This window comes from Kaistella yananensis (assembly GCF_026107505.2).
GTDB lineage: Bacteria > Bacteroidota > Bacteroidia > Flavobacteriales > Weeksellaceae > Kaistella > Kaistella yananensis.
Map to the genome: position 1 here is coordinate 138603 of NZ_JAPCHZ010000001.1, position 12950 is coordinate 151552.

10 protein-coding genes are annotated in these 12950 nt (G+C 38.8%); all 10 read left to right on the forward strand.

All coding sequences use genetic code 11. The features are described from left to right. The first annotated feature begins 7 nt into the window (after nucleotides 1-7). Nucleotides 8-673 carry a GTP cyclohydrolase I FolE gene (folE, locus tag OK344_RS00605; RefSeq protein WP_088468085.1) on the forward strand — a complete coding sequence of 222 codons (666 nt, stop codon included), beginning with the start codon at nucleotides 8-10 and terminating at the stop codon, nucleotides 671-673. Nucleotides 674-710: 37 nt separating this feature from the next. After that, nucleotides 711-2177, forward strand: a complete 1467-nt coding sequence (gene cysS, locus OK344_RS00610; protein WP_265142972.1) for a cysteine--tRNA ligase — start codon at nucleotides 711-713, stop codon at nucleotides 2175-2177. Nucleotides 2178-2358: 181 nt separating this feature from the next. Continuing rightward, nucleotides 2359-5016, forward strand: a complete 2658-nt coding sequence (locus tag OK344_RS00615; RefSeq protein WP_265142973.1) for a 4-alpha-glucanotransferase — start codon at nucleotides 2359-2361, stop codon at nucleotides 5014-5016. 252 nt (nucleotides 5017-5268) lie between these two features. After that, nucleotides 5269-6213 (forward strand): hypothetical protein, encoded by a 945-nt coding sequence (locus OK344_RS00620; protein WP_265142974.1) that lies wholly within the window; start codon nucleotides 5269-5271, stop codon nucleotides 6211-6213. 117 nt (nucleotides 6214-6330) lie between these two features. Continuing rightward, nucleotides 6331-6867 carry a hypothetical protein gene (locus OK344_RS00625; RefSeq protein ID WP_265142975.1) on the forward strand — a complete coding sequence of 179 codons (537 nt, stop codon included), beginning with the start codon at nucleotides 6331-6333 and terminating at the stop codon, nucleotides 6865-6867. Nucleotides 6868-6998: 131 nt separating this feature from the next. Then, nucleotides 6999-8003: a glycosyltransferase family protein gene (locus tag OK344_RS00630; protein WP_265142976.1), complete on the forward strand. Its 1005-nt coding sequence runs from the start codon at nucleotides 6999-7001 to the stop codon at nucleotides 8001-8003. 66 nt (nucleotides 8004-8069) lie between these two features. Continuing rightward, complete coding sequence (locus tag OK344_RS00635) at nucleotides 8070-8483, forward strand: hypothetical protein (protein WP_265142977.1); 414 nt, start codon at nucleotides 8070-8072, stop codon at nucleotides 8481-8483. Nucleotides 8484-8585: 102 nt separating this feature from the next. Beyond that, nucleotides 8586-9095, forward strand: coding sequence for a ferritin (locus OK344_RS00640; RefSeq protein WP_088468080.1), 510 nt, complete (start codon nucleotides 8586-8588; stop codon nucleotides 9093-9095). Nucleotides 9096-9112: 17 nt separating this feature from the next. Next, nucleotides 9113-10999, forward strand: coding sequence for a DUF3858 domain-containing protein (locus tag OK344_RS00645; protein WP_265142978.1), 1887 nt, complete (start codon nucleotides 9113-9115; stop codon nucleotides 10997-10999). After that, entirely contained in the window at nucleotides 10999-12927 is a 1929-nt protein-coding gene (locus OK344_RS00650; RefSeq protein WP_265142979.1) for a DUF3858 domain-containing protein, read from the forward strand. Before OK344_RS00645 ends, OK344_RS00650 begins: the two co-directional genes overlap by 1 nt. Nucleotides 12928-12950 lie beyond the last annotated feature (23 nt).

Sequence of the window (12950 nt, forward strand, 5' to 3'; positions counted from 1 at the left end):
AAAAGTTATGAATCACGATATAGATAACGACGACGACCTGTTTACGGGCAAAGATCACACGCCGTTGCGGCCAGATGCTTTCGAAAAATCCCCACAGGAAAAAATAGAAATCATTCAGCACCATTTTCATCAGATCATGGAAACTTTAGGAATGGATATGAACGACGATTCACTGAAGGATTCCCCGAAAAGGGTGGCCAAAATGTACGTGAATGAGATTTTCGGTGGACTGCTCCCGGAAAACAAACCGGGTATTTCAACCTTCTCTAATAAGTACAAATACCGGCAGATGTTGGTTGAAAAAGACATTACGGTGTATTCATTCTGTGAGCATCATTTTCTGCCAATCATCGGGAAAGCGCATGTTGCCTATATTTCGAACGGCGAAGTAATCGGTCTGTCAAAAATCAACAGGATTGTAGATTATTACTCCAAGCGTCCGCAGGTTCAGGAACGACTCACAATGCAGATTGTAGATGCCCTGAAAACGGCTTTAGGAACAAAGGATGTAGCCTGTATCATCGACGCGAAACACCTTTGTGTGAATTGCCGCGGGATTAAAGACACTGCAAGTTCTACGATTACAGCAGAACTCAGCGGAATTTTCAGAACCAATCCGATTACGAGACAGGAATTCCTGCATTACGTAGGCAGTCACGCAAAATTTGATTAACAGATTCAAATATTACCTTTTAAACCACATTCTTAAAATGGAACTTAAAATATACAACTCGCTTTCCGGCGAAAAGGAAATCTTCAAACCCATCCACGATAAAAATGTCGGGATGTATGTCTGCGGGCCTACGGTTTACAGCAATGTTCACCTCGGAAATGTGCGTACCTTTATGTCTTTCGATTTTATTTACCGCTCACTTGTTCATTTGGGTTATAAAGTTCGGTATGTAAGAAATATTACCGATGCAGGACATTTAACCGACGACGGCGATGTAGATAACGACCGTTTTGTGAAACAGTCGCGTCTCGAAAAGCTGGAACCGATGGAAATCGTTCAGAAATACACTGTAGATTTTCATAAAGTTTTAGATACCTTCAATCTGCTTCCGCCAACAATTGAGCCTACAGCAACAGGACATATCCTGGAACAGATTGAGCTGACCCAGAAGTTACTGGACAAAGGTTTTGCGTACGAAAGCAACGGTTCTGTTTATTTTGATGTTTTGGAGTATAACAGCCGCGGCTTGAATTACGGCGAACTTTCACGACGAAATATTGAAGAACTTTTTGCAAATACCCGCGATCTCGATGGACAGAACGAAAAGAAAAATCCTCAGGATTTCGCACTTTGGAAAGCTGCTTCGCCTGCACATATCATGCGCTGGAACTCTCCCTGGGGCGAAGGCTTTCCTGGCTGGCATCTGGAATGTACTGCCATGTCGACGAAGTATTTAGGTGAAAAATTCGACATTCACGGAGGTGGCATGGATCTTAAATTTCCTCACCACGAATGTGAAGTGGCACAAGGCAAAGCCTGCAACGGTACTGAACCCGTAAATTATTGGTTACACGCGAATATGCTTACAATGAACGGACAGCGGATGAGTAAATCTACAGGAAATTATATCCTCCCGATGGAACTTGTTTCCGGTAAAAACGATTTTTTCGAAAAGCCTTTCCATCCGGCGATTGTACGTTTTAATTTTTTACAGGCGCATTACCGCAGCGTTCTCGATATATCCAACGAAGCCATGGTGGCGAGCGAAAAAGGTTTTCAACGATTGATGGAAGCCATGAAAATTGTTTCAGGATTTGCGTTTAAAATGTCAGATTCTTCAAGTTTCGACATATCTGCCTGGAAAGAAAAATGCTACGCAGCGTTGACGGATGATTTTAACTCCCCGATTCTTATTTCATATCTATTCGAAGCGGTAAACTTTATCTTTAAACTTAAAGATGAGAAAGAAACCATTAATGAAGCTGATTTAAAAGAACTTCAACAGCTGTTGAACGGCTTTGTGCTTGATGTTTTGGGACTTCAGAATGTTGAGGAAAACAACAATGAAAAACTCGATCAAACTTTGCAGATTTTAATTGAACTTAGAAATCAGGCCAGAAAATCCAAAAATTTCGAACTTTCGGACCAGATTCGCGACCGCTTGTTGGCCGAAGGTATTGAGCTGAAAGACGGAAGAGACGGAACGACGTATTCTCTGAATTAATTCTAGAAAAATACAGTTTAAAAACCTTTTTGGCTCAACGCCGGAAAGGTTTTTTTGTGTCTTGAAAATTTAGATTTGTATTGATTTGATTTTCAGTATATAAGCCTTTAAAAATATTTAAGATTTTGACCTTAAAAATTATTGAAATTTCATAAATTGCGTCATCAAATTATTCCATGTTATGAAACTGTATTTCAATATTAATTTTCGCACCAAAATGGGAGAAAATCTTCAGGTTTTGGTGATGGAAGAAGGAACCGAAGATAAAATTTATCCTTTAAGATACACCGATAACGGAAACTGGATTGCAGAGGTTGATTATTTTTCGAAAAGTATTACGTATAAATATACGCTTGTAGATGAATCACAGGCTGTTCTGGACGAAGAATTTTCTTTACACCGTTTAAATTTACCTCATAACTACGACGAATTTGTAATTTATGATGTGTGGAATTTGAAGAATTTTCCGGAGAATTATCTTAACAACAAAATTCTTAAAAATACATTCAGCGGTTTCAAACCCGAAAAAAATGCAGTTTTAAAAAGACATACCCATTTGTTCCGGTTAGAAGCTCCAATTTATCATCAGAGCTGGCAGCTTGTAATTCTTGGAAATTGTGACGCGCTTGGAAATTGGGATAAAAATGGATCCGTAAACATGGCTCAAACCGATTTCGGAATTTGGGAAGCAGCGGTTGAAATTGTTTCTGATCAGATGATTCAGTACAAATACGGGCTCCGCGACCGGCATTCCGGCGAGATTTTCGATCTGGAATACGGAGATAACCGATGGGCAGTACCAAACCCGGAAAAAAATATTCTGCAGATTAAAGCCGATCATTTTTTCAGGTTTAAATCATTCGAGATGTACCACGCAGCCGGCGTTGCCGTTCCGGTGTTTGCGCTCAGAACAGAAAACGGTTTCGGGGTAGGCGAATTTCCGGATTTAAAAAACCTTGCCGACTGGGCGAAAAAAACGAATCTTTCCCTTCTGCAGATTTTGCCGATCAACGATACCACAGCAAACTATTCGTGGACAGATTCTTATCCTTACGCAGCGATCTCTGTTTACGCGCTCCACCCGCAGTATCTTTCTGTCGAGAATTTAGAATATGCTTTGCCGAAAGAACTCGTTGAGGAATATGAGAAAGAGAAAACAGAGTTAAATTCATTAAGCCTCATCGATTATGAAAAAATGATTTCAGGGAAGTGGAAGTTTGTTAAGGCAGTTTTTAATCTTCATCAGACTGAAATCCTGAACGACAGAAGTTTCAAAAAATTTATAAAAGATAATGAGGACTGGCTCTTGCCTTACGCTGCTTTCTGTGTACAGCGCGACAAATATAAAACGCCAAATTTCAACCTCTGGAAAACGCATAAGAAATATATCGCAGGCAAAATAGCTCCGTTTTTCAGTCCAAAAAGTAAGGATTTCGAGTCGTCGATGCTGCATGCATGGGTACAGTATCAGTTGCATCTTCAGCTGAAAGATGCCATTGATTATACTCACAGTCTCGGTATTTCGGTAAAAGGCGATTTACCGATCGGAATCTACAGATATTCTGTGGAAGCCTGGACCGAGCCGGAACTTTTCGGAATGGATTTTCAGGCCGGTGCACCACCAGATCAGTTCACCGAACTGGGCCAGAACTGGGAGTTCCCGACGTACAACTGGGAAGCTATGAAAGCAGACGGTTACCGTTGGTGGAAGAACCGTTTCAAAGCACTGGAGCAGTATTTTGATGCGATGAGGATTGATCATATCCTTGGGTTTTTCAGAATCTGGCGTATGCCGATGAGCGCAACCCAGGGGATTTTAGGATATTTTTATCCGGCTGTTCCGGTAAGGATGGAGGAGTTCAATGCCAGGCATCTGCCTTTTTATTACGACCGGTATTGTAAGCCTTTCATCAATGATCAAATTCTTTGGGATGAATTTGGTGATGAAAGAGATAATATTCATAACCAGTTTATGAATAATCATTTCGACGGGACTTATTCTTTCAAGGAAGAATTTGATACCCAAAGAAAACTCACAGAATATTTTAAAACTAATCCGCATCCTTGGGCAGAAGAAAAATTGATTTCCCTCTGTGCGAACGTGCTCTTCCTCCCTGAAGAAAATGCTTACGGGGAAACAGTATATCACCCGAGGTTTAATATTGATAAAACCTCGTCATTTACTCATCTTCCAAATTGGGAAAAACAGGCGGTTTATGATCTCTATATCGATTATTTCTTCAAAAGACAGGATGGGCTGTGGTATGAAAAAGCAATGGAGAAATTACCCGTAATTCTTAATGCCACCGATATGCTGATTTGCGGTGAAGATTTAGGTTTAGTTCCGGAATCTGTTCCTCAGGTGATGGACAGACTGGGAATTACAGCCCTCAAAGTACAGCGAATGCCATCGGATAATATCCCTTGGTATAATCCTAAAGATGCTTCTTATCTTAATGTGGTAACGGCGAGTTCGCACGACAGTTCTACGCTTCGCCAGTGGTGGCACGAAGACCGTAATTTAACCCAACAGTATTTTAACCAGCAGTTGGGTCAGCCGGGAACTGCACCATGGAACCTTGAGCCACAGCTGGCCGAAATCATTATGAAACAGCATCTTTATAACGATGCGATGTTAGCGATTTTTCCGATTCAGGAATTTCTGGCGACTGATCATGAGTTGACTAGTGCGAATATGGATGAGGAAAGAATTAATAATCCTGCTGTATTTCCGCATTACTGGCGGTACAGAATGCACTTGAGTTTAGAAAGCCTTTTGAATAAGGAAGGTTTCAACCGAAAAATCGCAGATTGGATTTCTGATGCTAATCGGGCGTAAATTTTTTATAAAAAAAATAACAATTTTTGACAGAAAAGAAATAAAACTTTTATCTGTTGAAAATCAGGAGTTTATAATATTTATTAAAGAAGTTGGAGTTTTTGCTTTAACTTCTTTTTTTTATTTTAATCAAAAGAATATGAAAAGTCCGTAAAACCCCTGTTTAAAGGCGTTTGAAAGGATTTTGGACATAAAAGTTGGCATGCTTTTCTAATAGGTTGTAGTGAACAGCTTAAAGACAGTTTAAAAAAAATGAAAAAAATACTTTTTGGACTTTCGGTGTTTTTTGCAACATTGATTTCCGCACAGAATTATCCGGATTATTATCCAAACAACAATAATGGTTATTACGACGATTACGATGACGAATTTTATTTTCCGGAAGATTATTATTACGAATATCCATCTGATTATTACAGAAACGATCTCTACCAGAGTTATTACAGAGACTACCAGCGAAGCATTTATGATGTAAACTGGAGCAGGTTTTTCTCTCAGTATCGCCTGTCGCCATGGCAAATTCGTCAAATCATGTTTTTGAATGACCAGTTTCCGACATTCGCTTCCTGGAATTCATATTACCGTTATAATCCGGACCGATGGTATTATGACAGATTCTATGCACTCGAAAGAATTTTAGGTCCCAGAGTTTATGTCATCTACCAGAATAATTATTACAACGGATACAATCCGGTGAATTACTGGCAAAACTACAGAAGACAGCATTACGTAACGCATGTTTATGTAGTCCCACGGTACAGAAATATTAACGTAAATCGTTATAGAATTAACAAAGTGAAATATCATCAGGCGAATCCGAGACAGAACATTGGTTTCCAAAATTCCCCACGAACAGGAAACGGTAACTGGAATAATGCGCAAAGGAAAGAAGGATTCAGAAATGACGGAGACTTAAACAAAAGAACAGAGAATAACGGCTTCCGAAACGGAAATGAGGCACCGGTGAGAACTGCGCCACTGATTTCCAACGGTACAACAAGAAATAATGAGATCCGGCCACAGACTGAAACACCTCGAAATAACGGTGGGTTCAGAGACAATAACTCCGGAATAAGAAATACAGACCCACAGAGAAAGATAGAAAGTAATTCCGGAAGTCTGAGAAATCAGACTCCGGGAACAGCAACACCGGGAAATACAGCCCGAATCCCCGGTCAGAGACTTACCTCTTTATAATTTTTAGTTTTTAGTGTTAGTAGTGATGGAGAGCAGTTTCAAAAGGAACTGCTTTCTTTATTTTATTTTTGGCACAGTAATGGAAATATTTGTAGAGATAACAACAAAAACATTAAAATGAAAAAGCTAATCACAATATTAAGTTTAGGAATCTTCAGTTTGGGTTATTCGCAGTCAAATTATTATAATGATTACAGAAGAAGTATTAACGATATAAACTGGCAGACTGTCGCAGCAAATTTATTGCTGAGTCCGCAGCAAAAAGCAGACTTATTTGCATTAAATAATCAGTACTCGGATTATAACTCATGGAACCGCGCGTACGGTAGTAACCCTGACCAATGGAGAGTCGACCGTTACAGATCCATCGAACGAATTATGGGACCGGCGAAATATGAAAAATTCAAGAACAAATACTATAAAGGTCAGAATCCTGTAGCGGTTTATAACAGAAATAAAAACAATTATAAAAGCACGCAGGTTAAGAAGTACAACACTATTAAATCGAGAAAATCGGTTACAAATAATGGGGTAAATACCAAATCGATGCAGGAATACGAGAGAAGAAAAAAGTTAAACGACGGTTCGCACCTTTATGTTAAAGGAAATTCGCAGGGTAAAGGAAATTCGCAGGGTAAAGGAAAGTCAAAGTAATGTCAAACTAAAGACAGAATAATCATAGAATATTTTGAGAGAGCAAACCGATGCTCTCTCTTTTGTTTTAAATATTTGTGAACTTTCCATATTTCAACATTGTGGATTTCATTTACTTGTAAATTTGTTAGATGAAGATTTTATATGCGATTCAGGGCACAGGAAACGGTCATGTAACCCGTGCGCGCGAGATTATACCTTATCTTAAAAAATACGGTGAAGTAGATATACTCATCAGTGGAACCCAGGCAGAAGTTGATGTCGATGCCGAAGTAAAATACAGATTTGATGGATTTGGATTTGTTTTCGGGAACAAAGGCGGAGTCGACTTTCGGGAGACTTGGAAACGTTTTAATTTAAAACAGTTTCTTAAAGACGTGAAAAATCTTCCGGTACGCGAATACGATTTAGTGATTAATGATTTTGAGCCGGTAGGTGCGTGGAGTTGTAAACTCTACCGAAAAAAATCTTTGGGCATGAGCCATCAGTCAGCGTATTTATCAGCTAAAACCCCGAAAATCAATGGTTTTCACTGGGGGAAAGTAATTATGGATCATTACGCGCCAGCCACAGACTATATTGGATTTCATTTTGAAAGGTACGATGACTATATCCACACTCCTGTCATCAGAACTGAAATACGTAATCTGAAACCACAGAATTTAGGTCATTACACCGTTTATCTTCCCGCCTATTCCGATGAATTTATTCTCGATAAAGTGAAAGAAGTCCCAGGTTCGAACTGGCAGATTTTCTCAAAACATTCAAAACATCACTACCGTAAGCACAATGCGGAAGTATTCCCAATAAATAATGATTTGTTTCAGGAATCATTAGCCAGCTGTGAAGGACTCTTAACCGGTGGCGGTTTCGAAGGTCCGGCTGAAGCACTGCATCTCGCTAAAAAGTTACTTGTAGTGCCGATGTATCATCAATATGAGCAGCAGTGCAATGCATTGGCTTTAGAGAAACTCGGCATTCCCGTTATTTGGAAAGAAAATACCTTTCTGGAAAAATTAAAAAATTGGGTAGCCTCCATTGAACCTATAAAGATTTCCTTTCCTGACGAAACTGAATATATCATAAGAAATATAATAGAAAAGTATGGTTATGAAAGCTTTAACAAAAAATTATGATTAAAATCTTTAACCTGATCAGTTTTAATTTATCAAACCATCAAATAACAAACAAAAAATATCGAAATGAAAAAAATTGTTTTTAGTGCAGCTTTCGTAGTGATGGGAACTTTTGCAATGGCCCAGCAAACGCCGATGATGAATAAAAAAGATCCAGCAGAAATGGAGCAGAAAAGACAGGAAAAACTGAAGATGATGCAGGCTGAACTTAATCTTACCAGTGCGCAGGTAGCTCAGATTAAAGCGCTGCAGGATAAGAAAATGGCCGAGAGAAAACAAAATGCTTCACAGATGCAGGAACAAAGAAAAGCAAAAATGGAGGCTATGAAAGCCCGACAGGAACAATCGAATGCTGAAATGAGGAAAATTTTAACTCCGGAGCAATACCAAAAGTGGGAAACTAAAAAACAGCAGAACATGCAGAATAAAAGACAGAAAATGCAGCAGCATCAAATGAAAAAAATGTCTGCTACAAAATAGTTCATAATTTTAATTTTTAAGGGAAGCGGAAAAATTTATTTTTTTTCGCTTTTTTTATGTCCATACCCTTTTATTATCTATATTTGGTAAAAAGACATTATTATGATAAGTACAAAAATTGGTGCGTTAATAAACGACCAAATTGCTAAGGAACAGTATGCTGCTCAATATTATTTATCCATGTCGGCATGGTTTTCTGCCCGGGATCTGGATGGTATTGCAAATTATTTCCGCGTTCAGAGCAAAGAAGAACTCATGCATGCAGATAAAATGTTCGATTATATGATTGATGTAGGTGCAGAAATTGTGTTGGGCGAAATACCAAAACCACCGCATGAATTTACCGATGCAAAAGAAATTTTCGAAAAAGCACTGGAGCATGAAAAAATTGTGACCAAAAGTATTTTCAATATTCTGAAAAACGCGAATGAAGAAGGCGATTTTGCAACCGTTTCCTTTTTGCAGTGGTTTGTAAATGAGCAGGTAGAAGAAGAAGCAAACGCCTCGCAGCTTGTCACCAAAATAAAAATGGTGTACGATAATCCGTCGGCGATGTATCTTTTTGATCAGGAACTTAAGCAGCGCGTGTTTGTGCCGGATGCAGGGAATTAATCACAAAATAATTTTTAATGAAAAAATTTTACATACTGTGGTGTGCACTGCTGTACGTTACCCTTCTTGCTCAGGATTATAATGCGTCACTAATTCCCGAAAATCTTCTAAAAAATGCTAATGCAGTCGTTCGCGAGAGTGCTGAAGATTATGTGCTGAAATCAGTTAAAGAGCTGCATATTAAACAAACCCATGCTGTTACAATTCTCAACAGTGCCGGAGACGAATTTTCCACCGTATTAATACCATACAATCCCAATACTAAAGTCGGGAGTATAAAAGTAGAGGTTTATGATGCCGCAGGGAAACTCAGCAAAACCTATTCGAAAAAAGATTTCAACGATTATACCAATAATCCAAGCGCCGCTTTGTATGTTGATGACAGGATTTTGATTTTAAGGCCCATGTCTTCGCAATATCCTTATACCGTAAAATCGTATTATGAAACTACAACTTCCAATACGGTGTATCTAAATTATTTCAGGCCGGTTACTTCGTACGACATGTCGGTTGAAAAGTCAACATTCACCGTGCATAATACTTCTGGAATCAATATACGTACAAAGGTTACCGATCGGCCTCTGGCGAAACTCACACACTCCACGGAAGGAAATGTGATGAAATATTCTTACGAGAATATCCCAGCCATTAAACATGAAGATCTTGCACCCAGCATAAGCTATTTAGTTCCTCAGGTGGAGTTTTCTCCGGAAAAGTTTACACTTGAAGGTAAAGAGGGTAATATGACCGACTGGAACAGCTTTGGGAAATGGTACTATACCCAGCTTATTAATCCAGTATCAGAAATTACACCGGAAATCAGGGCAGAAGTGCAGGCCTTGAATCTATCGGGAACCACTTCTGATAAAGTAAAAACCATTTATCAGTATATGCAGAACAAAACCCGTTATGTTCTGATTGCGATGGGGATCGGCGGTTGGCAACCGATGCCGGCTGCGGAAGTGAGCAAAAAAGGATACGGCGACTGCAAGGCACTTACCAATTATATGCGCACGCTGCTTGCAGCTGCCGGAATTAATTCTTATTTTTCGGTGATTTATGATGATTATTCTGTCATTACTTTCGATAAAGATTTTCCCAGAATGTCGGGTAACCATGCCATTTTAATGGTTCCAACAGAGAAAGAAACCATTTGGCTCGAAAATACCTCGCAGCAGCATGCATTTAATCACCTGAGTTTTACTTCTCATCACCGCAATGTTCTGGCAGTAAAAGAAGACGGAATTCAGATTGTTGATACGCCCGTGTACAAACCGGAACAGAGCATGGAAAAACTGAATGCCAAAATTTTACTTGGAGATGATGGAGCGATTTCTTCGGATGCAAGGTTTGAGTTTTCCGGCGGACAGTACGACAGCAATCTGAGGCTTTTAGGTTTAAAAAACGATGAAATCCGGGAAGCTCTTAAAAATCGTCATTACAATTTAAAAATTGATGATCTGAAGGTGAATAACCTGAAAAACGACAGAGATGAAGGCAAAATCGGTTACGACCTTTCCCTGAAAGCTAACGGATTCTCAAAAAAAATTGGCAATGATCTTTTCTTTCCGGTGATGCCGTTTTATGAGGCGGTAATGCTCAGTTCAAATGATGAAAGGAAACTTCCCTTCGAGAATTCATTTCCCTTCCAGGATGATTATGAAATAGAATACATTATTCCGGCAGGCTATATTTTTGCTGAAATCCCAAAATCATCTTCAATTACAACTGAATTTGGCTCTTACACCATTGATTTCACAACGAAAGATGGTAAACTGCTTGTAAAAAGAGTTTTAACGATCAACAAAGGACTCTATCCAAAAGAAAAATACAAAGAATACCTGGCGTTCCGCAAACAGACAGCCAGCCGCGACAATACTAAAATCTTACTAACAAAACAATAATGAAGAAAATTCTACTTTGTTTTGCATTCTCAGTAACAGGATTGTTGGGTGCACAACATAAATTCCTAACTTATCCAAAACTTTCAGATGAAGATCTGAAAAGCGAAAAATCTACACAAGTTTCAGATGCGCCCGCAGAAATCCTTTACCGGTCCGTACATTTCCGGATTGACTACGACGGAACACTGCACCAAAAAGTATTCAGCAGGATTAAAATTTATAATAAAGACAATGCCTCAGATTATCTGGATCACAAGGTAAGTATTTATGATGACCGCCGAGGTACTCGCGAAACTTTAGCCGACCTCAAAGCAAATACTTATAACCACGAAAATGGAAAAACAGTAAGCACAAAAATCGCTAAGGACGAAAAATACAAATCCACCGAAGACCGAAACTACGATATTACCAAATTTGCTTTTGCGAATGTGAAAAACGGGTCTGTTGTTGAATATTCTTACAGCATTATCACTCCATTCCTGGGATCTATGCCCCGGATTATTATTGAGGAGGAAATCCCGATCCGGTATGTAGAATATGTTCTGGATGCCCCTGTCCCACTAGGTTATACCATTAATTACAAAGGAAGTCTTAACCCAACTCACAGGCTGGTAGAGAAAAAACCGCTTTATGGTAATGAATATCAAACGTATAGATTTGCTTATGAGAAGGTTGCGCCATATAAAGAAGAGAAATATGTTTTAAATAACGACAATTACAAAACTTCCATTAAGGCAGAACTTAATTCCACGCTTTTTAATAACGTATATAATTCTTATGCAAACACATGGAAGGATATTCAGGAAAGACTTTATGCAAACGATGATTTTGGTGCAGAACTCAAGAAAACCAACTTGGTGAAAGATCTGCTTCCGCAAGAAATAAAATCGATTCCGGTAACACTGGAGCGCGCAAATGCAATCCTGAAATTTGTTCATAAAAATTATACATGGAACAAAGAAGATGCAGTATTCTGCGATAAAGGAATCAAAAACCTGATCAATACCAAAGTTGGAAATACCGCAGAAATCAATCTCCTGTTAACGATGCTTTTACAAAATGCGGGTATTAATGCAGATCCTGTGGTGCTTTCTACAGTAAATCAGGGGATTTTGCTTGCCTATAACCCATCAATCGCACAGTTGAATTATGTTTTGGCCTCATTTAAAGATAAAGATGAAATTTACCTTGCCGATGGTACCGTAAAACAGAGCGAAATTAATATGGTAGCACCTAAAGCCCTCAATTATTACGGCATCATTATGGGTGAAAAAACTGCACAGCAAATTAATATCCTTTACCCTGAAACCAGTAAAACTTTGCTGACTGTTGATGCCAAACTTTTACCGGATGGCACTTTTGAAGGTAAATTTTCGGACCGTGACACAAAACTGTATTCAATGGTGGCCAACCAAAGATTTACGGAGGACAAAGAAAAATTTGCAAAATCCTATAAAGACGATTACCGTTTCAATTTTACGAATTTGAAACACGGCCTTCAGGAAAATAACGATTTTGAAACCAGTTTCGATTTCAGTTCAGATACTTTTGTTGATGTGTTGGGTGGGAAAATGGTATTTAATCCTTTGCTTTTTCTTTATTCCCAGACACATAACTTCGACCAAAAAGAGCCGCGAATTGCACCGCTTGAATTTTATTCAGCTTACGACAAAATTAAAAAGGTGACGATTACCCTCCCGGATGGCTATGTTTTTGAAAATGTGCCTAAATCGAAGAAATTTCGTACAGAGGATAATGCACTCCAATACACGTATCAGGTTACGCAAAACGGAAATAAGTTGACAGTTGAGACCACGACTCAGGTTGACGATTCAGTATTCCCGAAAGAATATTATCCAGCATTTACGCAGATTTTCGATAATATCACCAAACAGGAAGCACAGGTGATAACTGCGGTAAAGAAGTAATTTTTAGATGTAAATAAAATCCT